The organism is Candidatus Eremiobacteraceae bacterium (assembly GCA_035295225.1).
In the GTDB taxonomy this organism is placed as follows: domain Bacteria; phylum Vulcanimicrobiota; class Vulcanimicrobiia; order Eremiobacterales; family Eremiobacteraceae; genus JABCYQ01.
In genome coordinates this window covers 1-25,035 of the sequence record DATGJI010000053.1, presented here as the reverse complement: position 1 = coordinate 25,035, position 25,035 = coordinate 1, and the positions used below count along the sequence as shown (strand labels likewise).

Sequence of the window (25,035 nt, the reverse complement as noted above, 5' to 3'; positions counted from 1 at the left end):
GATCAGGCGACTGGGCTGAGGTATTTCTCGACGGTGGAGACGACTTGGCGCTCCGGAACGTAACCGACGATGCGATCGACCGGTTCGCCGCCCTTGAATATGATGAGGCTTGGGATGCTCGATACTTCGTACTTGCCTGCGATGCTCGGGGATTCGTCGGTGTTGAGCTTGACGACTTTCAGCCGGCCCTTCATGTCTTTGGCGATTTTGTCGACGATAGGAGCGACCATGCGGCACGGTCCGCACCACGGCGCCCAGAAATCTACGAGGACCGGCGTTTGAGACTGTAAGACTTGGGCGGCGAAGTCGGCTTCTCCGACATTCATGGCATCGCTCACTTGCGTACTCCTTCGGGATGGGCGTTTCGCATCATGCGAATTGACTATATTCGAGGAGCTCTATGCGCGCGCCTTTTGAAGATTAGTTACCGACGAGTTCGCCGATGCGGCGTGCGTATTCGTCGGCCAGATCCGCGGCAGCCGCGTCGTCGCCGGCTTCGGCCACAACGGTGAACAATGGATCGGACGGATCGGGCAGCACGAGCACCCAATCCGCATCGCCGAATATCTTGACGCCGTCGGAGAGGTCGAGCTTGCGATGCCGCAGCTGCGAGATCAACTCGCGCATGATCACGCCTTTGCGTTCCCACGGACATGACACCGTACGGCGCGCCATGTGCAACGCAGGCACGCGCTCGACAAGCTCCGATACTTTGCGGCCGCTGTGCGCGACGAGCTCGAGGATCTTCGCCGAAGCGTAGAGCGCGTCGAAAGCGGGCGAGAATTCGGGAAAGATGAGTCCTTCGTGCGCGCCGCCCGCGAAGGCGGGCGCGTCGCTGCCGGCGCACAACTGCATCATCGAACGCCGGTCGGCTTTGGTGCGGATGATCTGGCCGCCATGCTCCGAAGCGATCGCGTCCAGGCGCGACGAAGCCGTCACGGGGACCGCGACGCGGGCGCCCGGCGTGTGCTGGAAGACCAGTTCGGCAACGAGCGAGAGCAGCAGATCGAATTCGGCGATGCGGCCCCGGTCGTCGACGATCGATACGTTTTCGGCGCCCGGTTCGACCATGATGCCGATATCCGCTTCGAGCGTGGGTACGATCGTCGAGAGTTGATGCATGTAGCGCTGGCGATCGTCCGCGAAATGCCGCACTTTCGTGTCGTCGAGATATGCGTTGAGCGCGACCATTTCGATATTCAACTTGCCGAGCAGGTACGGAAGCGTCGTCGCTGCGTTGCCGTACGCATAATCGACGATCACCTTGAAACGCCGTTCGCGGATGGCGCCGATCGAAAGCGATCTCAAGAATCCCGCATTGTAGCGCTCCAAAGCGCGCTCGGGGAATGAGAGGTAGCCGACCTCGTCCATGGACGTGCGCCGGAAGTCGCCGCGGAAGAAGAGATTTTCGATCTTGCGTTCGCTGTGCTTGTCGATGTTGATCCCGCCTGAGCCGAACAGCTCGATCAGAAAACAATTCGGATCGTCGGGATGCACGCGGACATGGATTCCGCCGTCGCCTTCACTGCGCGCTTCGTAGCGCGCGAGCGGAATGGGCGACGTGCGCAGATCGTGCACGTCGCAGCCCACGGACATGAGGCCGGAAATGAGGCAGCGATTGATCATGCGCGATGCGTGGTGCGTGTCGCGGCTGGTCATGACTACCCGGTGCGGATCGAAAGAAGAACCGTACGCCTGCCCGAGCTTGAGCGCGAATTCCGGCGTGACCTCGATGTTCGCGATGCCTTTGACGCCCTCGCCGCCGAAGAGCGATCCGGGCCACTTCGTGCCCCAGACGAGCGACATGGAGACGACGCTTCCAGCCGAGACGAACTTGTCGGGCCAGAGTTTGACCTGCGGTTTGACGTTCGATCCGGCGTCGAGCGTGCAGCGGCTTCCGACGACGGCGCCTTCGCCGATCGTGACGTCGTCTTTGATGATGGCGTGTTCGGCGATCGTGCATGCCGAGAGCCGGCTGCGCTTGCCGACGTAGACGTCGTTCCAAACGACAGCGTTCGCGAGCAGCGCCTGTCCGTCTATGATGCAGCCGTCGCCGACGCACGTGTTCGCCTCGATGACCGCGCCGTCGCGGATGTCGGCGTTCTTGCCGATGACGACCGGTCCGCTGATGTGCGCCGTCGGAGCGATCTGAGCGCCGGCGCCCACCCGCACGCCGCGCTCGCGTTCGCGGCCCGGCAGTTCGAGCCGGCAGCGGCCGGCGAGCGCGTCGTAGTTGGCTTCGCGATATTGCTGCAGGTTGCCGATGTCGGTCCAGTAGTCGCCCGACACGATGCCCAAGATCGGCCGGCCCTGTTCGAGCAATCGCGGGAAGATGTCTTTGGAGAAATCGTACATCCGCCCGGCATCCATCAACCCGAAGATCTCCGGCTCGAGCACGTAGATACCCGTGTTGATCGTGTCCGAAAATACTTCGGACCACGATGGCTTCTCAAGGAAGCGCCGCACGAGCCCGTCGTCGTCCATGATCACGACGCCGAATTCCAGCGGATTCTCGACGCGCTTGAGGACGATCGTCGCCGCGGCCTGTTTCTCACGGTGCGCGGCGATCACGGTGGTCAGATCCACGTCGGTGAGTGCGTCGCCGGATATGACGACGATCGTGCCGTCGAGCTGCGCCTCCGCCATCTTGACGGCGCCGGCGGTCCCAAGCGGCGTGTCTTCCACGACGTACGACATCGCGACGCCGAAGTCGGCGCCATCGCCGAAATACGCTTCGATCTCGTCGGCGAGATAGTGGACAGTGGCCACGATCTCACTGATTCCGTGCCGCTTGAGCAGGTCGACGATGTGCTCCATGACCGGCTTGTTGGCCACGGGAGCGAGCGGCTTTGGTCGGCTCTGGGTGAGCGGGCGAAGTCGCGAACCTTCACCGCCGGCCATCACGACTGCCTTCATGCGTCGAGCATTACATGGTGGCGCGTCTGCGCCTGCCGCGTGACCGACAGACCGAAGGGGCCGACGTTAGTCGGCCCGCGTTAAACGTGTCCGAGTTACCGAAGGGGCCGACGTTAGTCGGCCCGCGTTCTCCGTGTGACTGAAGGGGCCGACGTTAGTCGGCCCGCGTTATACGTGTTCGAAGCAGATGATGCAGGCCTCTCGCCAGAAGGCGTGTGCGTGCCATAGAACGCGATGCCGTTGCGCCGAGCGCTTACGTGGTCGCGCGATTGCGTCTTCCATACGCTATTCCGATCGCAAGGGCGAACACTATCACAGCGCCGCTTTCGATGAGCCAAGCGACGGCCCACGGCGAGATGTGCGGCCGATACTTCGTGCAGACGATTCCGATGTGGTTGCAGCGCACGTCTGAGGCGCTGAGCTGCGCACAGTTCTCAGGGCGAGTCGCGACGCATTGGGGATAGGTGAGTGCGAACTTGAACGGAGCGCCGGCTCCGACGAAGAGCGCGGCGATCGCTATCAACGCGAGACCTACGATGATGATCGGCCGGATTCTCACTATCGCCCCGCCGGCGGGCCATAAAGGCCCGCCCTACATTTTGTCCACCGGCGGGCCATAAAGGCCGCCCTACATTTTGTCCACGGCGGGCCATAAAGGCCCGCCCTACATTTTGTCCACGGCGGGCCATAAAGGCCCGCCCTACATTTTGTCCGCCGGCGGGCCATAAAGGCCCGCCCTACATTCAGACGAGTTTTTCGGCGCTCTCTTCGTGCTTGCCGATGTTCGTGGCGGCGATGAGCTCCACGCCTTCGTCGAGGCGCTTGACGCGGACGCCCTGCGCCGACCGGCCGGTCTCGCGGATCTCGAATGCCCGCACCCGGATGACGACGCCTGAGCTGTCAACGCACATGATGTCGTCGTCCGGTTTGACGAGCATCTGCTCGACGATCTCACCGTTCTTCTCCGTCTTATTGAACGTCTTGATGCCTTTGCCGCCGCGGTTGGTCTTGCGATACATATCGATGTCGGTGCGCTTACCGTAGCCCTTGCTCGTGAGGACGAGAACCTCGCGCCGGTCCTTGGTGACGACGTCGAGCGCCTGGACGCGATCGCGCGTGCCAAGCCGCACCGCGCGCACGCCGCGGCTGGCACGGCCCATCGAGCGGACGCGCTTCTCGTCGAAGCGCACCGCGTACCCGCCGGTGGTGGCGAGGATGAGTTCCGCCTTGCCGTCGGTTTGCACGACGTGCAGCAGCTCATCGCCTTCCATGAGGTTGATCGCGATGAGCCCGTTTCGCCGAACGTTTTGGAAATCGGAGCGCAGCGACTTCTTGATATAGCCCTTTTTTGTGGCCATCACCAAGTAGCCCGAAGTGTCGCCGCGCTTCACCGGCAGCACGGCGGTGACGATCTCTCCCGGCGGCAGCGTGAGCAAGTTGATGAGCGCCGTGCCGCGCGCCTGACGAGATGCATCGGGAACGTGGTGCGCGGGCATCTGATACACGCGGCCGCGGTTGGTGAAGAACATGATGTGCTGGTGCGTGGTCGCCGCGAACAGATAGCGCGGCACGTCTTCCTTTTTCAAATTGACGCCCGTGATGCCGCGGCCGCCGCGGTTCTGCGCGCGGAACGCGTCCACCGGCTGGCGCTTGATATAGCCCACGTCGGTGACGGTGATGACGACCTCGGTGTCCGGGATGAGATCCTCGATCTCGAACTCGCCTTCGGCTTCCACGATCTGCGTGCGGCGCTTGTCGCCGTATTTCTTTTTGGCGGCAAGCGTCTCGTCTTTGACGATCGCGTACACGCGGCGCTCGCTGCGCAGGATGTCCTCGAGATTCGCGATGGTCTTGAGCAGCTCGACGTACTCGTCTTCGATCTTTTGGCGCTCGAGCGCTACGAGGCGCTGTAGGCGAAGGTCGAGGATCGCGTTGGCTTGGATCTCCGAGAGCTTGAATTTCTTCATCAGGCCGGCGCGCGCTTCGTCGGTGGTCTGCGACGCGCGGATCAACTTGATGATCGCGTCGATATGGTCGAGCGCGATGCGGTAGCCTTCGAGAATATGCGCCCGCTCTTTGGCCTTGCGCAACTCGTACTGCGAACGCCGCGTGACGACGACCTTACGGTGTTCGATGTACTCGTCGAGCATCTGCCGCAGCGTAAGCGTGCGCGGCGCGCCGTTCACCAGCGCGACGTTGTTCACGCCGAAGCTCGTCTGCAGCGGCGTGTGTTTGTAGAGTTGGTTCAACAGCAGCTGCGGCTGCGCATCGCGTTTGAGTTCGAGGACGATGCGCATGCCTTTGCGGTCGCTCTCATCGCGAAGATCGGAGACTCCCGCCACTTTTTTGTCGGTGACGAGCTGCGCCATGGTCTCGATGAGACGCGCTTTGTTGACCTGGAACGGGATCTCCGTGATGACGATGGCCTGTTTGCCGCCGCGCAGTTCCTCGAATTCGTGTTTGCCGCGCATGATGATCGAGCCGCGGCCGGTGAGGTAGCTCTGGCGGATGCCTTCGCGCCCCAAGATGAGGCCGGCGGTGGGAAAGTCGGGTCCGGTCACGATCTTCAGCAGTGCGTCGTCACTGAGATCGCGATCGTCGATCAGCGCGATGAGCGCGTCGCTGATCTCGGTCATGTTGTGCGGCGGGATATTCGTGGCCATGCCCACGGCGATGCCCGAAGAACCGTTGATCAAAAGATTGGGAACGCGCGCTGGCAGCAGCGACGGTTCGCGCGTGGACGAGTCGTAGTTGGGGACGAAATCGACGGTCTCTTTGTCGATGTCGGCGAGCATCTCGAGCGCCAACGACGCCAGGCGCGATTCCGTATAGCGCATGGCCGCGGGCGGATCGCCGTCGACCGAACCGAAATTGCCGTGGCCGTCGATGAGCGGATAGCGCAAGCTGAAATTCTGCGCCATGCGCACGAGCGAATCGTAGATGGAGACGTCGCCGTGCGGGTGGTAATTCTTCATCACTTCGCCGACGGTACCGGCGCACTTGCGATGCGCCTTATCCGGATTGAGCCCGAGCTGCGACATGGCGAAGAGTATCCGGCGGTGGACCGGTTTCAGGCCGTCGCGCACATCGGGCAAGGCCCGCGCGACGATGACACTCATGGCGTAGTCGAGATACGACCTGCGCATCTCGTCTTCGACGTTGACGCCGATTACCCGATCCGAGGGGCTGGTGTGGCGATATTCCTCGAAGCTTATCTCGGGCTTTTTCTTCTTGTCGCTGTCGCGTCCGTCGCGCGGACGATCGTCGTCTTTAGGCGTCAAATCTCGCGGTCTACCTCATGAACGTAGCGCGCCGAGCGAAGCTCGGCGAATGCGCTGCTAGTGTGATCAAAGGTTCGGTTTCCACGCGGAGTATCCCCGCTTTGCGCGTCGCAGTCGAGGGTGTGCAGAGGGAACGACGTGTCGGGTTTGGTAAGCGCGACGTGATGTTTGTGAGGCGCATCGCGACGGAAAAGGACATGCGCGCGTTCGGCGCAGCGCTCGCGGAAACGTGTCCGCCGGGCACGGTCGTGCTATTGCGCGGACCGCTCGGCGCCGGCAAGACGACCCTCGCGGACGGCTTCATCGCAGCACTTGGCGGCGGTCACGCGACGAGTCCGACATTCACCATCGCGCATCGTCACGATGGCGGGCGTATGCCGATGTCGCATCTCGACCTCTTCCGGCTCGATGGCCCCGCGCAAGTCGAAGAACTCGACCTCGCGCAATACTTGCCGCCCGACGGCATCGCGCTCGTCGAGTGGCCGGAACGTGCCGGCGAGACGGTCTGGCCTGCGGATCGGATCGAAATTTCGATCTCATTGGACGGCGAAAGCCGCAACGCGACAGTCGAGACTTTCGGTCGCTGCGTCGGCGTTCTCACGTGACGCGTCCTGGAACCGTCGTCGGCATACACACCGGCGGCCGCGTTGAGGTCGCGGTCCAGCGCGGGGACGCAGCGGCATCGGATGGCACCGATCGACAAGCGCTCGAGGGAGTGTTGCCGCTCGTGCGCCGTTGTCTTGAGGAGTTGCAGACCGATGTCGCGAGCATCGAAGCAGTCGCCGCCTGTTGCGGACCCGGATCGTTCACCGGATTGCGGATCGGCGTTGCGTTCGCGAAAAGTCTCGCGCAAGCGCTCGACGTGCCCGCGATCGGTGTCTCAGCGTTCGACGTTGAAGCAGCACTGCGTGAAGAGGATACACAGGCGGCTCCAGCGGTCGTCGTGGTGGAGGGAAAGCGTGAGTTCTACTACGCGCGCATCTACAGCCGGGCGTCACGCAGCGACTTTCTCAGCGTTGCGGGCACGCGCGATGAGATCGCGGCGGCCGCGCGCGATTCGTTGGGTGAAGCGTCGGGTGCGGCCGCTGCGGCGCAAGCCATTCGCGGATCGGTGCGTGCGATCGGATCCCGCGCGCGCGCCGTCGTGAAGCTGGGTACCGAGGCGATTGCGGCCGGCGCGGCGGCCGATTGGCGCAGCCTCGCGATCGACTATGGGCAACGGCCGAACGCGGTCGTGAATTGGGAGCGGCGACACGGTCGAACCTAAAGGGGTCGCGCTTTGCGTCCCGCGAATTGGGGGCTCACATATGAAATCGCCTCCGCGAAGTCTGGAAATCGAGCCGATGCGCGTCGAGGACATACCGGTCGTCCTCGAGGTTGAATCGCTCTGTTTTCCGACACCGTGGCCGCGCAACGCATTCCAGAACGAATTGACCGACAATCGCCTCGCGCATTACTTCGTCGGCAGGTGTGGCGACGAAGTCGTCGCCTATGGCGGCCTCTGGGTGATCCTCGAAGACGCGCACATCACCACGATCGCAGTGCACCCCCGCCATCAGCGCAATCACTTCGGCGAACGATTGCTCGTTGCGCTCTTGGAAGAATCGATCGAGCGCGGCGCTTGCTGGGTGACGCTGGAAGTGCGCGAATCGAACGTCGCGGCCCAGAATCTTTATAAGAAGTACGGCTTCACCATCGTCAACACGCGCCGCGGTTACTATTCCGACAACGACGAGAACGCGCTCGTGATGTGGGCGGGCAATCTCAAAGGCGAGATATTTCGCAATCGGCTCGCGGTCATGAAAGCGGGCCTGGACTGATCCTATCCTCGTTCGCCGCTGCCGACTTCCTTGAACTCTGCAGAGCCATGCGATCGCGCCTGACGCCGGAGCGCTACCGGCACTGCGTCAGCGTCGCCCGAGCCGCGGAGAAACTCGCTGCGCATCATGGCGCTCCAACGCTGAAGGCTCGCATTGCCGGCCTCGTGCACGACATCGCGCGGTTGTGGACCCCCGCAGAACTGCTCGCGTATGCGGATCGCCACGGGCTGCCGGTCTCCGCCGTCGAACGCACGTATCCGGTTCTGTTGCATGCCGCGGTCGGCGCCGACATCGCGCGCCGTGATTTTGCGATCGACGATCCGGACATACTCGGTGCGATCGCGCGCCATACGGTAGCCGTACCCGGCATGAGCGCCCTGGAAAAAATCGTCTACGAAGCGGACACGTTCGAACCGGGCCGCACGTTTGCCGACCGCGAACGCCTTGAGATGCTCGCATACACGTCGCTCGATGCCGGGCTGCTCGCTTGCATCATGTCTTCCATTCAATATCTCAACGGGCGGCAGATACCATTGGCCGCCGAAACACTCGCGCTACACGATGAGTTGGTGAAATCGCATGACAGGACGGCCTAAGAAAAAGGTCGCGGCAACCCGGATCACAACGCGACAGCGCGAATCACTCGCGCCGAAACGCGCTGGGATCGCGTCGGCCAGTGCCACGGTCAAGACGCTGACCGACGCCGAGGTCCGGCGGCTTGCCGACGATTGTCGCGCGGCCGCGGTAGAGAAGAAGGCGGAAGCGGTTCTCGTGCTGGATATCCGGAAGAAAGCGGCGTTTGCAGATTATTTCGTCGTTGCGACCGGCCGCTCGATCATCCAAGCGCGCGCCATCGCCGATGCCGTCGTAGAAGCGTCGGAGACGAAATTCGGATCTCCGGTCCGCGTCGAAGGTTATAAAGACGGGACGTGGATATTGGTGGACTACGGTGCGGTGATCGTGCACGTCTTCACACCGCCGGCGCGCGAATTCTACAATCTTGAACGGTTGTGGGGCAAACCCGCAGCAGCGAGGAGATAACGCCAAGTGCAGTCCATGCGGAACAAAAAGAGCCGCGCGCGGGTCTATCGTATCTTCGTGATCGTGTTTCTGGCCATCTTCGTGCTGGCGATCGCCGGCGGCCTGATAACGACCGTCATCAAGCCCCCGACGACTGTTCCAACCGCGGCCGCGTCGCCGTAAGGAACTTTTCCAGCCGCTTTTTGGTATGAAGGATATGAGCGCGGAAGGCGGGCCCGTCACCGGCATCCGCGCTCAATCTCCGCTTATTCGAAGGGGCCGACGCTAGTCGGCCCACGTCGCACGCTACTTCAGAAGCTCTTCGGCGATGATCATGCGCTGGATCTCGTTCGTGCCTTCGTAGATCGCGAGAATGCGTGCATCGCGGTAGGCGCGCTCGATGCCGGTCTCTTTCATGAAGCCCATGCCACCGTGTATCTGCAGCACGCGGTCGACGACAAAGATCGCCATGTCGGAGCAGTAACGTTTGACCATCGCGGCTTCAAGAGAGAATCGTTCGCCGCGATCGGCTTTCCACGCGCCGTGATAGACCATGTTACGTGCTGCATGGATCTCCGTAGCGATGTCGGCGAGCATGAATTGCACGGCCTGCTGCTTCGCGATCGGTTTGCCGAATTGGATGCGTTCCTTGGCGTGGGCGATCGCTTTCTCGAGCAATATTTGCGATCCGCCGACGCAGCCGGCGCCGAGTGAAAGCCTGCCCATGTCGAGCGTCTTCATCGCGGTGATAAAACCCATGCCGACTTTGCCGATGACGTGATCGGCCGGGACTTTGGCATCTTGGAAGATCAATTCGCAGGTATGGCTTCCGTACAAGCCCATCTTCGCGTCGTTCTTGCCGCGCGTGACGCCGGGCTGATTAAGGTCCACCCAGAACGCCGTGATGCCGCCGCGCGCGCCGAGATTCTTGTCGGTCACGGCGAAGACCGTCGCGTAGTCCGCTAAGTCGCCGCTGGTGATGAAGTGCTTGACGCCGCTGAGCACGTACGTGTCGCCGTCCAGGCGCGCCGCGGTCTGGATATTCGCGGCATCCGATCCGGCGGCCGGCTCCGATAGGGCGAAACAGCCGAGTTTTTCGCCCGCGCACAAGGTGGGCATGTAACGCTTCTTGAGCGCGTCGCTGCCGTCGAGATAAAGCGCCATCACGCCGATGCTGCAATGCGCGCCAAGGACGTTGGAGAATGCGGAGCTCGCGCGGCCAAGTTCTTCGAGCGCAACGCAATAACCGAATTCGCCGATCCCGGCGCCGCCGTACTCTTCGCTGAAGGGCAACCCGAAGAGTCCCATTTCCTTCATCTTGTCGAGCGCGGATTTCGGGATCTCATCGTGCTGCTCGAGGTGATCGGTGAGCGGCCAGAGCTCTTTCTCCACGAACTCGCGGATCGAGCGCTTCAGCAGCTTCAGGTCCTCCGGGAGCTCGAAGTTCAGCCCGTTATCCGACGACGAGATGGCCATTGTGGTCTCCTTCGGCTGGGATATTGGATGACCGCGTGCGGTCGCGTTCTTCAAGACAAAACGCCGATGCCTGCAGGAACTCGCATTTGATGAAGGATGCGGCGCTCGATGTCGCGCGATACATCTCGCTCATCGACCGTTGACGGCGAAAAGGGACCGCCGGAAACGCAACCCGAATGACGTCACCGCAACTCCGCTCGGTACTGAGAGGGTTACTATGCGTATTCTTGTGCGACCAGCCCTAACAGCGATCGTGGTCGGCATCTGTGCAGCGGCATCACCGGCAGCGACCAATACCGTGGACCAATGGTTCTCGCAGGCCACGGGACTCAGCGACAAGCCGGGTCCGGTCACAGTCCAGCACATCTCGACGCCCGACTACTTGTGCGGCAAGACGTTCGCAACGATGTGCAAAGATCCGAACGGCGGCTCGAACGTCTTGATGCTTTCTTTCTGGGACCTCTATAGCTACGATCGCTCGCACCACATCGGGCTCGCGCGGTCGGGCACGGACCAATTGGGCTGGGCGCTTTTTACTGCGCCCCCGCCGCCGGGTGTCTCTGTCCCTGATAAGGACCTGTCGCACTACGCTACCGGCAGAGGACTGCACATCGGGAGTCCCTACTCGCAAGTGCTCGCGCTCTACGGACCGCCGGTGATGCACGGTAAGCATTTCGTGACCTCTTACGGGGCCGATGACACGGTCTACTACAAGGGCAAACCGCAATACTGGCAGGGCAAATTGGAAAGACAATCCGAGACAATCACGCTCGTAGTCGACGACGGACGCGTCTCGTCGATAACGATCAACGTCGAACTCTGGGAGCCCTGAGACCGATCGGGATGACCGCGGCTTTGACCGAAAATCCCACGCGTTCAGAAGTCACGCCAATGCAATGTGTCGAGGAGATCGCCCGCTTCCTTCAGCCGTTCTTCACGCCGCTCGGTTAGACTTGCGAACGGAGGCGTAGCTATCGACATGAAACTCACCATCCAAATTCTTCCGGCGGTCATCATTTTCGCTGCCGCCGCGATGGCGGCAGATCAAACGCCGAATAGCCACGTGCACGCCATCGATGTCGCGCGTTCTCACATGACCGTCTCCGTCTATAAGGAAGGCATCTTCGCTTTCGCCGCGGACAATCATGTGGTGAATGCGTCAATCGCATCGGGTTGGTTCAACGACGAGTCGAAAGCGGTTGACGTTCGAGTTGACGCGACCAAGATGCAGGTGCTCGATCCGAAGATGCCTTCCAACCGGCGTGACCAAGTTCAAGCCAACATGATCGGACCGGAAGTCCTCGATGCGGCCCACTACACGCTCATCGAATTCCGATCATCGAAGATCGCGACGACGGATGGCGACAATTGGTCGGTGGCCGGTGACCTGACGCTGCACGGTCAGACGCACCCGCTCACGTTTTCCGTGACGCGAATCGACGCGGCGCATTTCAAGGGCACAGCAACAGTGCGCCAATCCACATTTGGTATCTCGCCGATCCGCATCGCGGGCGGCACCGTCAGAGTAAAGGACGACGTCAAAGTAGAATTCGAAATCTCCTTGTAAGCGCCACTTGAGCCGCGCGAAGGACTTGAGCGTCCACGACGAATAATGTCGGCCGCTCTACAGATGAAGGAGACTCACAGATGGCGCTCACGATTGGCAGCACCGCCCCCGATTTCGAGGCCGAGACGACCGAAGGCAAGATCCGTTTTCACGAATGGATCGGCGACGGATGGGCCGTGCTGTTCTCGCATCCGAAAGATTTCACGCCGGTTTGCACGACCGAACTCGGCTACATGGCGAAGATCAAGCCCGAGTTCGACAAGCGCAACACCAAGATCATCGGACTGAGCGTCGATCCGATATCCGATCACGCGCGCTGGGCCAGCGATATCAAAGAAACGCAGGGCCACGCCCCAAACTATCCGATGATCGGCGACACCGATCTGAAGATAGCGAAATCGTGGGGCATGCTTCCCGCCGACGTCGAAGGCGACGCGTCTGGGCGCACAGCCGCCGATAACGCCACGGTTCGAAACGTCTTCATCGTCGGCCCGGACAAAAAGATCAAGCTCATTCTCGTCTATCCGATGACCACCGGCCGTAACTTCGACGAAGTGCTGCGCGTGCTCGATTCGCTGCAGCTGACGGCGAAGCATAAGGTGGCGACGCCGGTCAACTGGAAGAACGGCGAAAAGGTCATCATCGCCGGATCCGTTTCCAACGACGAGGCGAAACAGACATATCCGCAAGGTTGGGAGTCCCCACGGCCGTACATCCGCATAGTGCCGCAACCCGGAAAGTCATAGCCGCGGTCTCCGTGGCGCGTTTCGGCGCTCTCCTCGCGTCCACGCTGATCTCGTGCGCGGCGATCGCCGGGTGTACTGAATCCCCGCCGCGATCACCGCTTCCATCCCCCGTCGAAGCGAAGCTCGTCGCGCTCGCGCCGGTGATCTCGAAATCATCCTTCGGCCCACGCGTTAAGGTGAGCGTTCTGCGGCTGCCGTGGCTGTTCAGCGAGGCGCGTATCGTCGACGAAACGCTCTATGTGACGTACTACCCGCTGAATTCCGATCGACAGCAGATCGCAGTTCTCTCCGGAGGCGTGTTGCACCCGATCGTACTCGATAAAGACTCTTGGGCGATATCGTTCAAGAACGACAATCGCATGATTACTGTCGGCAATTCCGGCAAGATAAGCGGTTGGTACCTTATACGAGGCGATCGAACCATCGCGATCCCACCACCGGCTTCGCCGATGTATGGGATTCCGCACCATGTGCTCGCCGACGGCGACACGTGTGCCGCCGGCATGGCGGGAAGCGGCAGCGCGATCGACGACATCCGCTTGCACCGCCGCGTCAGCATCCTGTCGGAAGCAGCGATGTCACGCGCGACCGATGGTGCGCTCTCGCAGGCCGTCGAGGTCTCTTGCGATCACTTCAATGGAAAGAACTACGCGACGATGGATGTCCCGGGCGTCATCTTTCGGCTCGACGGAGACAATGCGTCGCTCGTCTCGAGAGGTTGGATCGAAGCGGCGAGCGATCGGCGTATGTTGATCGAATCCGACAACGTGTTCATCGAGGCCGATGTCCCATAAGCCCTAGCTCTCGAACAGGCGTTTCTCTAAGGCCATTCTCATCAATTCCCATTGACGTGTAAGGTGTTGGCGGTACAGTCAACACTGATATAAGATTATTTCGTTCCATAACATGGACGACAACCGAGAGGACGAGCAAGGCGTGAAACGGTCATGGATAGTCGGTCTGGCGATAGTGGCGGCGGCCATCATCGTATGGATCATCATCGGCGCGGTCAACAAACAGGCGGCCGCGCCGCGCTATCTGACCGCGCCGGTCAAGTACGCGGACATCAATGCGACCATCGAAGAGACCGGAACCGTCATTCCGGTCGATGAGGTCAACGTCGGCACCCAAGTCTCCGGCACGATCGCCACGCTGAGCGTCGACTACAATTCTATCGTTCACAAAGGCGAAACGCTCGCCACGCTCGATCCCACGAGTTTCGAGGCCGCCTCCACTCAGGCCAACGCAGCACTGAACGCTGCCGACGCCACCGCCGGTGCGGCGGCTGCAAGCGCCGATCAGTCGGCGGCGTCCATCCGAAGCGCGGACGCAACGGCCATGCAGGCTCAAGCAAACGCCAACGCCGCCGTCGCAGCTGTTGGGAAAGCCCAGGCGCAGGTCGCGCTTTCGCACGCGACCATCGCGCGCGATCAGGATCTGCTCGCGAAGGGTTACATCTCACAGAGCCAGATGGACACAGATACCGCGGCGAACAGCGCGAACGTCGCCGACTTACGGTCGGCGAACGCCGCGCTCGCCGCCGCGCGCGCACAAGCGGTCGCCGCCGCCGCGCAAAGAGACGCCACGATCCAGCAGCACAATGCCTCCACGTTTCAAGCCAGCGCCGCAAGCGCGCAATCGCAAGCGGCACAAGGACAGGCCCAACAGGCTGCCTACAACCTATCGAAAACCACGATAACGAGTCCCATCGACGGCATCGTCGTCTCGCGCGCGGTCAGCGTCGGCCAGACGGTCGCGGCGTCGTTTTCCACTCCTACGCTCTTCGTGATCGCGTCGTCGCTCAAAGATATGGAAGTCGACGTATCGGTGAGCGAGGCCGACGTCGGCCAGCTCAAAGCCGGCGCAACGGCTTCGATCAGCGTACCGGCGTATCCAAACGTCACGTTTCACGGCGCCGTGACGCAAGTGCGCGTCAACCCGAACACGGTGCAGAACGTGGTGACGTACGACGCGATCGTTGCAGTCCATGACGCGTCCGCGCGGCTGAAACCCGGTATGACGGCCGATGTCCTGATCGCGATCTCTGCGCGCAAACACGTCCTGGTCGTGCCCACCGCCGCCCTGCTGTTCAAGGGCGGAGGACAGGGTGCGAGCAACGCCGGCGCCGGCGCGCAATCAAGCCCAGGCTTCGGCCCGGCAAATGCGACAACCGCGGCACCGGCGATCGCCGGGGCCCCGGGAAGCACCGTCACGGTGTGGACGCTCGTCAACGGGCGACCGCATCCGGTTCAGATCGTCATCGGCTTGACCGACGGCCGCAACTTCGAGATCGCAAGCGGCGATTTGAGCGAAGGCGATAAAGTGATCGTCGGGCAGCTGCAGGCGCATCACTTCAGCGGCGGCACCACACCGGTCGGCGGCGGCGGCGGCAGGTTCGGCGGATGATGGAAGACGCATCGAGCGGCGCTCCGAGCAGCGTTCCCGCGATCGAAGTCCGCGCGCTCCGCAAAGTCTATGCTATGGGCGGCGTCGACGTCGCGGCGCTTGCCGGCGTGGATCTTCGCGTGGACACCGGGGAGTTTCTCGCCGTCATGGGTCCATCCGGCTCGGGAAAATCCACCTTCATGAACATCATCGGCTGCTTGGACACGCCGACGTCGGGCACGTATCTTTTCGAAGGCGAAGACGTGTCGAGGCTCTCGCGCGACCAGCTCGCCGCGATACGGAGCAAGCGTCTCGGATTCGTGTTCCAAGGATTCAATCTGCTCGCGCGCAGCTCGGCGCTTGAAAACGTCGAGCTGCCTCTGACCTATGCGGGCATCGAAGCGCAGGAACGGCATGCTCGTGCGCGAGCCGCGCTCGAAGCCGTGGGGCTTGTCAACCGGCTGGACCATCTTCCCACCGAGCTCTCGGGCGGTCAGCAGCAACGCGTGGCGATCGCGCGCGCGCTGGTCAACGACCCGGCCATGATCTTGGCGGACGAGCCGACGGGCAATCTCGACAGTCGCAGCAGCGAGGAGATCATGGCGATCTTCAAATCGCTCAACGAATCACGTCATATCACCATCGTGATCGTCACCCACGAACCGGATATCGCCACGTGGGCCCGGCGCGTCGTCGTCTTTCGTGACGGGCTCGTCGTGGACGACCACGCGAAGGTCGCGGTCGGGAGCACGTCATGAATACCGCCGGTCTGTTCCGCGTCGCGTGGCAGTCGCTCGTGCGCAATGCCTTCCGTTCGCTTCTCACCATGCTCGGCATCATCATCGGCGTCGGCGCGGTCATCACATCCATGGCTATCGGCAGCGGCGCGCAAGCCGCTGTCGCCGCGCAGCTCGCCCGGCTCGGCAGCAACCTGATCGTCGTCGTGCCCGGCAGCGTGATCACGGGCGGCGTGCAGCTCGGCGCCGGCGCGCGCCAGTCGCTTAAATCGGCCGACGCGGACGCTATCTCCGCGGATATCCCAACCGTGGCCGGCGTCGCACCGCTGTCGAGCACGAACGCGCAAGCCATCTCGGGAGGCAACAACTGGGCCACGTCTATCCTCGGCACGACGCCCGGATGGAGCGTCGTGGAGAATTGGAACACGACGAGCGGGCGATTCATCAGCGCCGACGACGTCCGCTCGGGCGCGAAAGTGGCCGTGCTCGGACAGACGGTCGTGCAAAATCTCTTCCCGTCGGGCGCGGCGCTCGGTCAGACGGTCATCATCAAAGGTGTGCCGTTCTTGGTCGTCGGCGTGCTCGAATCAAAGGGCCAGAGCGGCTTCGGCCGCGATCAGGACGATCAGATCATCGTGCCGATCACCGCCATGCAGCTTCGTCTCAACGGCCAAAACTGGCTGTCTTCGATCCTCATCTCCGCCTCGAGCCCCGATGCGGTCGATGGCGCGGTCTCATCCATCGAAGCGCTGCTGCGCTTGCGACATCGTCTCACACCGCGTCAGCCCGACGATTTCTCGGTGCGCAATATCGCAAGCGTCCAGCAGGCGGCCACAGCCACGGCGAACGTCCAGTCACAGCTGCTCGCGGGCATCGCCGCGGTTTCGCTCATCGTGGGCGGAATCGGGATCATGAATATCATGCTCGTTTCGGTGACCGAGCGCACGCGCGAAATCGGCATCCGCATGGCCGTCGGCGCGCGCGAGCGCGACATCCTGCTGCAGTTCTTGGTTGAAGCAGTCGCGCTGTCATGTATCGGAGGTGCGATCGGGGTTATGGCCGGGATCGGGGCCGCAATCGCTACGGCGAACGGCGCCGGCTGGCCGATCGTGATCGTGCCCACCTCAGTGATGATCTCGTTTGGATTTGCCGCCCTAGTCGGTGTCCTGTTCGGTTTCTATCCAGCGCGCCGCGCCTCGCTCTTGAATCCGATCGAAGCACTGCGCCACGAATAGTGGCGTAGACGCCGTCCCACCGCAGCCGGTGTCGGCCGGACCTGTCGGACCAGAACGCCAATCGCGAGCTCGGTGCATCCGCGCGCTCGTCCGGCGCGTATACGGCTCGGAGGGTCCATGCAGAAGAACCGGATGACGCATCTCATCCTGCGCCACCCGCTCGTCGTGCGCATCACGCATTGGGTCATAGCGCTAACGCTCTTCGTCTTGGCGATGAGCGGTATGCAGATCTTCAACGCGCACCCCGCGCTGTACGCATCGGATGCGTCGAATTTCAATAGCCCGATCCTCTCCATCTCAGGCGAGACCGACGGTCAGGGCAATCCACATGGCTGGGTTCAGATCGGCAGCGTACGCATTCCGACCACGCACGTACTCGGCTGGGGCGATAACGGCCTGGGCAGCGAGGGCGCGCGTGCATTTCCGAGCTGGGCGACGATTCCATCCGAACAAGATCTCGCAGACGGACGCCGGTGGCACATATTCTTCGCATGGATTTTCGTGCTGTGCGCGCTTGTCTATGCGCGCTTCGCCGTAAAGCTCATCCCGACAAAGGCCGACTTCAAGGCGCTGCCTCACACGCTAAAAGAGCATCTCAAGCCGTGGAAGATCCCGCCGACTGCCGAACTCAATCCGATGCAGAAGCTCGCGTACTTCGGAGTCGTGTGGATCGTCGCACCGCTCGTCATCGTCTCGGGGCTCGCGCTTTCGCCGAGCGTCGATGCGTGGGCGCCGTGGCTGCCGGCGATCCTCGGTGGACGGCAGTTCGCGCGCGTCTGGCATTTCGCGGCGTGGATCGCTTTGACGGGCTTCTTCGTCGGGCACATCGCGATGGTCGTGTTGACGGGCTTTATCAATAATATGCGCTCGATGATCACCGGGCGTTTCGCCGTGAAAGGAGCGAAGTGAGATGCGCCGCGACCGATTCATCGCACTAACCGGCGCGACTGCGTTGGCCGGCTGTTCCGGAATCGCAGACAAGCTTGGGCAGACCGGCATCGTCCGCGGTGCGCTCGCGCTCCCCGAGCACGTGAACTTCGCGATCTTGGGCGCGGGCCAGCCGCTCGCGCGCGAGTATCGCGAGCGCGATATCTCGCCCGTCTTCCGGCCGAACGGTTTCATGCCGCCGGCGAGCCCGCAATACGCGCACTGGGCACAAGATGGCTGGCGTGGATACCGACTGACCGTCGGAGGGCTCGTGGACAAGCCGGCGTCGTACACGCTCGCCGAATTACGCGGGCGGTTCAACCGCGTTGCGCAGATCACGCGCCACGATTGCGTCGAAGGCTGGAGCGTGATCGGCAAGTGGACGGGAGTCCGGCTCGGCGATCTACTAGCAGTCGCGCAGCCAAGATCGGCGGCTCGCTACGTCGTGTTCCACTGCATGGACGACGACGGCTCCGGCACGATGTACTACGAATCGCTGACGTTGAAGCAGGCGGCGCACCCCCAAGCGCTGCTGGCCTACGAGCTCAACGACAAACCTGTGCCCGTCGAAAACGGCGCGCCGATCCGACTGAAAGTGCCGACCCAGCTCGGGTACAAGAGCGCGAAGTACGTGCAAGGCATCGAAGCGGTCGCGATGCTTCCCGGCTCCGGCGGATACTGGGAAGATCAGGGCTACGAATGGTTTGCGGGGATCTAGCTCGACGGCTGCGATCGAGCTACTGTGCGCTGATCAATGATGTGATGAGCGAGTCCAGTTCGCTGTCGTAGCCTTCGCCCACAAATGTCTGCCGGAGCACGCCCTTGCGATCGAAGACCATTTGCGTGGGCCACGCCGTCACGCCGCATGCATTCCAAACCTTGAAATCGTTATCCACGACGACCGGCCATGCGATGCCCTGATCGGAAAGCGAGGCGACGAGGTTCTTTAGGTCGCGTTCGAAGCTTGTCTCCGGACTGTGCACGCCGATGATGACGAGATCCTTGCGCGGCGTGTTCGCATACAGGGAGCGTAGATTCGGCTCTGTGTGCTTGCAATTGATGCAGCCGAACGTATAGAAGTCCACCAAAACAACTTTGCCCTGAAGTTGAGCGGCGGTGAATTTACCATGGATCCAATCGGCCGCGCCGGTGACGAAGTTGAGCGAGGGGCTAGCGACGGCGACCATGACAGCGGTGAGCAATGCGGCGATAGGAGGCATGCGGAATCTCCAACAAAGACGGATAGTCTATAGTTGGAAGTACGCAAGCGGGTCAGATCCGGATGAACGGCTGCATCTTCGCGAACTTGCTGGGACCGATACCGGAGACGTTTTGCAGATCGTCAGGTGTCTGGAAAGGGCCGTTTGACTGGCGATATTCGACGATGCGACCGGCTAAGCTTGGCCCCACGCCCGGCAATTGCGTGAGTTCCGATTCTGTCGCCGTATTGATATCGACCGTCTGCCCCTCGCGCAGCTTATGGGAGCCGCCTCGCGACGCACGATGGCGATCACCGCGGCGCGTCGCCGCGCCGGTCGAGACGGGTTCCAGCGTGGCGTTATTCGAGTCGCTGCTCCCCTGTGCGATGATCTGCCCCTTCACGGGGACGTCGATTTTCATGCCATCGCTGAGCGGTTGTGCGAGATTGAGTTGTTCGAGGTCGGCGTTCGCGGCCGCGCCGCCGGCTTTGGTTATCGCGTCCACCTCGCGCGTGCCGCTGTCGAGCATGTAGACGCCGGCCTTGCGGACCGCTCCGCACACGTAAACCGCGACGGACGTTGACGTGGATGCGGCGGGCAACGGCGTTCCGCCGTCGAGAGCCGGTGCGGCTGTGAGTTGCGGCGGCACGGTCGCCTGATCGGTTGCGGAGACTTGCGGCGCTTGCGATTGCAGGCGCGGCACGAACATGCCGGCGGAGAACAACGCGGCGGCCGCCGCCGATCCAAAAAGCAGCTTGACGATTGCAGAACGATCCATGGCGCGTCTTCACCGCCGCGCAAACGACGGTCAAGGTTCCAGGCGACCGCGCATGGTACAATAGCGCGTATGCCGCACGCCGACATTCCGAGCTACGATCCGCAGGCCGTCGAGACGAAATGGCAGCGCCTTTGGGCGGAGCGTCACCAGAACGAGGTCGTCGAAGATCCCGCCAAGCCGAAATATTATCTGCTCGAGATGCTTCCTTATCCGAGCGGCGATCTTCACGTCGGGCACGCGCGCAACTATACTTTGGGCGACGTCGTCGCTCGCTACGAGCGTATGCGCGGCCTCAACGTCATGCACCCCATGGGATGGGATGCCTTCGGGTTGCCCGCCGAAAATGCGGCGATCGCTCGCGGCGTCCATCCGCGCATCTGGACATCCGAGAACATCGCCAACATGCGGCGGCAGCTGCAGCGGCTCGGCGTCGCGTACGACTGGACGCGCGAGATAGACACCTCGTCTCCCGAATATTACCGCTGGACGCAGTGGCTCTTCTTATTGATGTTCCGGCGCGGCCTCGCGTACAAGAAGGAGGCGCCCGTCAATTGGTGTCCTCGCGATAAGACCGTGCTCGCCAACGAGCAAGTGGAAAACGGCGTCTGCTGGCGCTGCGGTACCAAAGTGGAGCGGCGTCTCCTCAACCAGTGGTTCTTGAAGATCACCGCTTACGCCGATGCGCTCTTGACGGGTCTTGATTCGCTCGGATGGCCCGAACGGATCAAGACCGTTCAACGCAATTGGATCGGCCGCAGCGAAGGATTTTCGTTTTCGTTCCAGATCGAAAACGCTCCGGACGCGCGAATAGAAGTGTTCACCACGCGCCTCGACACGCTTTTCGGCGCGACGTTCCTCGCGCTTGCGCCGGAACATCCGGCGGTCGAGACGCTGTCGGCGAATACGCCTCAGAACGGCGCGGTCAAAGCCTTCGCTGCCGAGATGCGCGATATATCCGAATTGGACCGCGCGCAGCTCTTGGAGAAGCGCGGTGTGTTCTCGGGCGGCTACGTCATCCATCCGCTCGCGAACGTGCGGATTCCGGTGTGGGTCACGAATTACGTGCTCGCGACGTACGGAAGCGGCGCTGTGATGGGCGTGCCTGCTCACGACGAGCGCGACTTGGAATTCGCGCGGCAGTACGGAATCGAGATCAAGCCGGTGGTGGTGCCGCAAGCCGGCGCAGAAGCACGTGTGGGCGATTGCGCCGTTGTGGACGACGGCGTGCTCGTGAACAGCGACGGTTTCGACGGTCTGACGAGCGCTCGCGCCCGCGAGAGAATTGGCGAAGCGCTCTCTGCCGCCGGCAATGGAAGCAGCGCGGTCCTCTACAAGCTTCGCGATTGGCTCATCTCGCGACAGCGCTATTGGGGCGCGCCGATTCCATTCGTCGATTGTGCGAAAGACGGTCTCGTGCCGGTCCCCGAGGACCGACTGCCGGTGCTCTTGCCCGACGACGTGCCGTTCGCACCCGAATCGGGCAGCCCGCTCGAGAACGCGAAGGGATGGCGTGAAGTGCAGTGCCCGCGCTGCGGCGGTCCGGCGTTGCGCGAGGCGGAGACCATGGACACGTTCATGTGTTCGTCATGGTATTACATGCGCTACCTGAGTCCGCACGACGCGAACGCGCCGTGGTCGGTCGAGGCGGCAAAGTACTGGGCTCCGGTGGACCGCTACATCGGCGGCGCGGAACACGCAGTGCTCCACCTCATGTACGCGCGTTTCTTCTATAAAGTGCTGCAAGAGGAAGGGCTCGTGCCCGGCGACGAGCCGTTCTTGCGTCTGTTCAACCAAGGCCTCGTGCTCGGCGCGAACAACGAGCGGATGAGCAAGTCGCGCGGCAACGTCGTGGGCATCGACGAGACGGTCGAACGATATGGCGCCGATGCGCTGAGGATCTTCGAGATGTTCGCCGGGCCGCCCGAGAGCGACTTCCCGTGGTCCACCGCGGGCATCTCGGGTGCGACGCGCACTCTTGTGCGGATATGGCGGCTCGTGCTCGCCCAACCCGGCTGCTGCGCCGGCAAACCGAGCGATGCTCTCCGCAACGGTGCGGAGGATCGCGATCTTCGTTACTCCATTCATTCGAAGATCAAGCAGATCTCAGAAGAACTCGGCGACCGCATGCATCTCAACACATGCGTAGCGGCGTTGATGACCCTGCTCAACGATCTCGAGGCGGCCGCCGGCAAGCCGAATGATGTCGCCGCGCTTCGCGAGGGTTGTCGCGCGCTGGTTCTCATGCTCGCGCCCTTTGCTCCGCACATCACAGAAGAGCTCTGGGAACGTTCGGGCGGTGCGGGCAGCGTGCACCTGCAGCCTTGGCCTACGTTTGACACGGCGGCCCTGCGACGCGACGTCATCCCGATCGTCGTGCAAGTCAACGGCAAGCGCAGGGCGGCGATTTCCGTCGAGCCCGGCTGCACTGAGGACGCCGCGATGGCGCTTGCGCTCCGCGAGTCGACCGTCAGTGCCCAGCTCGATGGGAAAGAGATCGTGAAGCGCATCTTCGTGCCGGATCGGCTGTTGAATATCGTCGCACGCTAAGGGGGTGGGAACTCCGCCTCGTCCGAACGGTTCAGCGCACCATGATCGGTCGACCAGTACGGTGCCGCACCTTCGTCGGGCGGCGTGCCGAGTTGGCGACGCTCAACCAAGCGCGGAAATCGCTAGTCAAGAGCGCCGGCTCATTCGTATTGGTCTCAGGCGAAGCGGGTATCGGCAAGACGCGGCTTCTAGCAGAGTTCCTCGACCACGCACGCAATCGCCGAGAGATCGCCATCGTCAAAACGGAGTGCCTGCAAGGCGCTCAAGCAACGCTGGGGCCTGTGCGCGCGTTGCTGCGCGAACTCCTCGGTGTCGTCGCGATCGCCGAACTGCCGCGCAAGATCTGGCACGCGCTCGCACAAGTCATACCCGATAGTCTGTCTCGCGACAGCAACGCCGCTACGTCAGATGTCGTCCTCGAAAAAGATCAGCTCTTTGCGACGCTGCTCGCTTTCCTGCGCATTGTCTGTTCCAAACGCGCGACCGTGCTCTCCGTGGAAGACGTGCATTGGTCGGATGAATCGACGCTGCAGTTCCTCGGCTACGTCGCCCTGCGCCAAGAACAACTGCGCCTGCTCGTCATCGCGACGTATCGCAACGATGAAATGGAGAGCAACCCGTCGCTGCTTGCTTCGATGGCGCCGCTGCTTCGCGCTCCGGCCTCAGTCCGGATCTCGCTCGAACCGTTCGGCCCGGGCGACGTTCGCGCGGTGATCGACGGCACGCTCGATGGCCATCGCACTATTCCGGATGCCGTCGCACGCGACATCGAACGAAGAAGTGAGGGCAACCCGTTCTTTGTCGAGGAGTTGGTGAAGGACTTCATAGAGCGGGATGTCGCTGGAAGATCTTCGACGCGGCTGCCGGCATCCATCCGGTCGATGATCGCTCACCGCCTCGCCGAACTCACGCCGGCGACCCGAGATGTGCTCAATCGCGCTGCGGTGCTCGGTCAGCGCTTCGACCCCGCGGTTCTCGCGCTCGTCATGGAATGCGACGCGGCCGCGATCGTACCCGCGCTGCGCGAGGCTCGCGACCACAATCTCTTGGTCGATTCGGGACCGGGCCGATTGAGCTGCCGCTTTCGCCACGCGCTCACACGTCAGACGATCTACGACGGCGTGCCGGCGTTCGAAACGCGCAGCCTGCACGAACGCATAGTGCAAACGCTCGAAGAGACCGATTCGAACGCACACATCGAAGAACTCGCGTATCACGCGTGGGAGGCGGGGGACGCTCGGCGGATCGTTCGCTACAACGAGCGCGCCGGCGACACCGCGTTCTCGATGCGCGCGCTGCCGGAGGCGCTTATGTATTTCGAGCGTGCGCTCGAAAAGGCCGCGTCGCCCGGCGACCGGGCTGCGCTCTTCGAGCGCATCGGCGCGCTCGAACGCCTGCAGGGCCACTATCACCGCGCTCGCGACAGCTTCGAATCGGCCGTCGCTATCCGGCTCGATCTGCACCAGTACGATGCGGCAGCGATGCTTGCCGCCAGCGTCGCCGGTCAGCGCTACAACGTCGGCGACCAGAACGCGCGGGAATATGCGGAGCAATTTCTTACGATGCATGGCGCGAAGATGGGCTCGGCCGCCCGCGACTTCTTGCGCGTGGTCATGGCCCGCCTCGCAAGCGCATTTTGCGATTTTCAATCCGCGGAGCGTCTTGTCGATGCGGTCTCAGACCCCGAAGCGCTTGCGCCCGCGGCGCGCCAGAACTACCTCATCGTCCGGCTTATGCGGGCGACCTATGCCGACGATGTGAAGGCGTGGAAACGGAGCGCCGAGCAGGTCGATCAGCTGTTGCCGCACCTCGCACCCGAAGCGGTGGTGAGCATCGAAGGCGCGCTCGCGCTCACCGGCATTTTCTTAGGCGCCAACGAGCACATCGAGCGCGCGCTCGCACGCGCCGACAGCGTCGAACGCGAATGGGGATTTCGAGCTCATCGGCTCTACGCGACCGCGACCCGAGCTTCGTATGCATTTCAGCGCGGCCGGCTTGCCGAAGCCAGCGCGTGCGTGGAAGAGGTCGCCGCGAATCTGGACGTGTACCCGCCGCGCCGCATCGCCGGCGCGGTCGCGGCACATCTCGCCATCGCGTTCGGCGATGACGCGCTTTGGAAACGGTTCGATACGAAGATCCTCCATGATGCGCGTGAACGCCTCGAAGATCCCGACTGCGTCTACATCCTCGGCGCGCACGCCGCAATCGCGGCTAACGACGGCGCCCCCGAGCAGGCGCAGGCCGATCTTCGAGCCGCACTGGGAACGCTCGCGTACGCATCGCCCGAGGCGACGCACGTGCTGCTGAACGCCGCGCGGTATCTCCCGCTGGATGAACTCGCGGCTGTCGAGTCGATCGCGCTCGCCTCAGCGCGATCGGAGGGTGAGACATCGCGTGCGAA

General features: G+C 62.5%; 24 protein-coding genes. 17 read left to right on the top strand and 7 right to left on the bottom strand.

All coding sequences use genetic code 11. The features are described 5' to 3' along the window. Window positions 1–2: 2 nt before the first annotated feature. From trxA to gyrA, 4 genes are all read right to left on the bottom strand, one after another. On the bottom strand, window positions 3–386 hold the full coding sequence (gene trxA, locus VKT51_09680; GenBank protein ID HLJ84428.1) for a thioredoxin: 384 nt from the start codon (window positions 384–386) through the stop codon (window positions 3–5). A 34-nt stretch (window positions 387–420) separates the two neighbouring features. Next, window positions 421–2,916, bottom strand: coding sequence for a sugar phosphate nucleotidyltransferase (locus VKT51_09675; GenBank protein HLJ84427.1), 2,496 nt, complete (start codon window positions 2,914–2,916; stop codon window positions 421–423). A gap of 253 nt (window positions 2,917–3,169) precedes the next feature. Then, the gene (locus VKT51_09670; protein HLJ84426.1) at window positions 3,170–3,475 is read right to left on the bottom strand and encodes a hypothetical protein; all 306 of its coding nucleotides are present in this window, start codon (window positions 3,473–3,475) and stop codon (window positions 3,170–3,172) included. Window positions 3,476–3,659: 184 nt separating this feature from the next. After that, window positions 3,660–6,197: a DNA gyrase subunit A gene (gene gyrA / locus VKT51_09665; protein ID HLJ84425.1), complete on the bottom strand. Its 2,538-nt coding sequence runs from the start codon at window positions 6,195–6,197 to the stop codon at window positions 3,660–3,662. Between the two features lie 17 nt (window positions 6,198–6,214). Here gyrA and tsaE point away from each other — a divergent pair, with 17 nt between their 5' ends. Genes tsaE through VKT51_09635 form a run of 6 tightly spaced genes read left to right on the top strand, consistent with a single transcriptional unit; the run spans window position 6,215 to window position 9,220 of the window. Then, window positions 6,215–6,802, top strand: coding sequence for a tRNA (adenosine(37)-N6)-threonylcarbamoyltransferase complex ATPase subunit type 1 TsaE (gene tsaE / locus VKT51_09660; GenBank protein ID HLJ84424.1), 588 nt, complete (start codon window positions 6,215–6,217; stop codon window positions 6,800–6,802). Next, window positions 6,799–7,464, top strand: coding sequence for a tRNA (adenosine(37)-N6)-threonylcarbamoyltransferase complex dimerization subunit type 1 TsaB (gene tsaB, locus VKT51_09655; protein ID HLJ84423.1), 666 nt, complete (start codon window positions 6,799–6,801; stop codon window positions 7,462–7,464). The genes tsaE and tsaB overlap by 4 nt, the downstream gene beginning before the upstream one ends. A gap of 40 nt (window positions 7,465–7,504) precedes the next feature. After that, window positions 7,505–8,017, top strand: a complete 513-nt coding sequence (rimI, locus tag VKT51_09650; GenBank protein ID HLJ84422.1) for a ribosomal protein S18-alanine N-acetyltransferase — start codon at window positions 7,505–7,507, stop codon at window positions 8,015–8,017. 47 nt (window positions 8,018–8,064) lie between these two features. Beyond that, window positions 8,065–8,613, top strand: coding sequence for a bis(5'-nucleosyl)-tetraphosphatase (symmetrical) YqeK (yqeK, locus tag VKT51_09645; GenBank protein ID HLJ84421.1), 549 nt, complete (start codon window positions 8,065–8,067; stop codon window positions 8,611–8,613). Continuing rightward, on the top strand, window positions 8,597–9,058 hold the full coding sequence (gene rsfS, locus VKT51_09640; protein ID HLJ84420.1) for a ribosome silencing factor: 462 nt from the start codon (window positions 8,597–8,599) through the stop codon (window positions 9,056–9,058). The genes yqeK and rsfS overlap by 17 nt, the downstream gene beginning before the upstream one ends. Before the next feature lie 15 nt (window positions 9,059–9,073). Next, entirely contained in the window at window positions 9,074–9,220 is a 147-nt protein-coding gene (locus VKT51_09635) for a hypothetical protein (protein ID HLJ84419.1), read from the top strand. Between the two features lie 123 nt (window positions 9,221–9,343). On the opposite strand, the gene VKT51_09630 is transcribed toward VKT51_09635, so the two are convergent. Beyond that, window positions 9,344–10,513 carry an acyl-CoA dehydrogenase family protein gene (locus tag VKT51_09630; protein ID HLJ84418.1) on the bottom strand — a complete coding sequence of 390 codons (1,170 nt, stop codon included), beginning with the start codon at window positions 10,511–10,513 and terminating at the stop codon, window positions 9,344–9,346. A 229-nt stretch (window positions 10,514–10,742) separates the two neighbouring features. Here VKT51_09630 and VKT51_09625 point away from each other — a divergent pair, with 229 nt between their 5' ends. The 9 genes from VKT51_09625 to VKT51_09585 all read left to right on the top strand — a co-directional run bounded on the left by VKT51_09625 (window position 10,743) and on the right by VKT51_09585 (window position 18,828). After that, window positions 10,743–11,345: a hypothetical protein gene (locus VKT51_09625; GenBank protein ID HLJ84417.1), complete on the top strand. Its 603-nt coding sequence runs from the start codon at window positions 10,743–10,745 to the stop codon at window positions 11,343–11,345. Between the two features lie 147 nt (window positions 11,346–11,492). Next, window positions 11,493–12,080: a YceI family protein gene (locus VKT51_09620; protein HLJ84416.1), complete on the top strand. Its 588-nt coding sequence runs from the start codon at window positions 11,493–11,495 to the stop codon at window positions 12,078–12,080. 80 nt (window positions 12,081–12,160) lie between these two features. Then, complete coding sequence (locus tag VKT51_09615; protein ID HLJ84415.1) at window positions 12,161–12,826, top strand: peroxiredoxin; 666 nt, start codon at window positions 12,161–12,163, stop codon at window positions 12,824–12,826. Between the two features lie 11 nt (window positions 12,827–12,837). Further along, complete coding sequence (locus VKT51_09610; GenBank protein ID HLJ84414.1) at window positions 12,838–13,620, top strand: hypothetical protein; 783 nt, start codon at window positions 12,838–12,840, stop codon at window positions 13,618–13,620. Between the two features lie 142 nt (window positions 13,621–13,762). Continuing rightward, on the top strand, window positions 13,763–15,232 hold the full coding sequence (locus tag VKT51_09605; protein HLJ84413.1) for an efflux RND transporter periplasmic adaptor subunit: 1,470 nt from the start codon (window positions 13,763–13,765) through the stop codon (window positions 15,230–15,232). Beyond that, a complete protein-coding gene (locus tag VKT51_09600; GenBank protein HLJ84412.1) occupies window positions 15,232–15,969 on the top strand; it encodes an ABC transporter ATP-binding protein in 738 nt (245 codons plus the stop codon). Before VKT51_09605 ends, VKT51_09600 begins: the two co-directional genes overlap by 1 nt. Continuing rightward, the gene (locus tag VKT51_09595; GenBank protein ID HLJ84411.1) at window positions 15,966–17,183 is read left to right on the top strand and encodes an ABC transporter permease; all 1,218 of its coding nucleotides are present in this window, start codon (window positions 15,966–15,968) and stop codon (window positions 17,181–17,183) included. The genes VKT51_09600 and VKT51_09595 overlap by 4 nt, the downstream gene beginning before the upstream one ends. Window positions 17,184–17,300: 117 nt before the next feature. Further along, a complete protein-coding gene (locus tag VKT51_09590) occupies window positions 17,301–18,092 on the top strand; it encodes a cytochrome b/b6 domain-containing protein (GenBank protein ID HLJ84410.1) in 792 nt (263 codons plus the stop codon). A 1-nt stretch (window position 18,093) separates the two neighbouring features. Continuing rightward, complete coding sequence (locus VKT51_09585) at window positions 18,094–18,828, top strand: molybdopterin-dependent oxidoreductase (GenBank protein HLJ84409.1); 735 nt, start codon at window positions 18,094–18,096, stop codon at window positions 18,826–18,828. Between the two features lie 19 nt (window positions 18,829–18,847). Here VKT51_09585 and VKT51_09580 read toward each other — a convergent pair whose 3' ends face one another. Together VKT51_09580 and VKT51_09575 are read right to left on the bottom strand one after the other, a co-directional pair. Further along, entirely contained in the window at window positions 18,848–19,330 is a 483-nt protein-coding gene (locus VKT51_09580; GenBank protein ID HLJ84408.1) for a thioredoxin-like domain-containing protein, read from the bottom strand. Window positions 19,331–19,382: 52 nt separating this feature from the next. Beyond that, window positions 19,383–20,087: a helix-hairpin-helix domain-containing protein gene (locus tag VKT51_09575; protein ID HLJ84407.1), complete on the bottom strand. Its 705-nt coding sequence runs from the start codon at window positions 20,085–20,087 to the stop codon at window positions 19,383–19,385. Window positions 20,088–20,156: 69 nt separating this feature from the next. Between VKT51_09575 and leuS the strand changes: the two genes are divergently transcribed. Together leuS and VKT51_09565 are read left to right on the top strand one after the other, a co-directional pair. Further along, a complete protein-coding gene (leuS, locus tag VKT51_09570; GenBank protein HLJ84406.1) occupies window positions 20,157–22,634 on the top strand; it encodes a leucine--tRNA ligase in 2,478 nt (825 codons plus the stop codon). Between the two features lie 41 nt (window positions 22,635–22,675). Then, window positions 22,676–25,035: AAA family ATPase (locus VKT51_09565; protein ID HLJ84405.1), on the top strand; the 2,360-nt coding region annotated here is incomplete at its 3' end.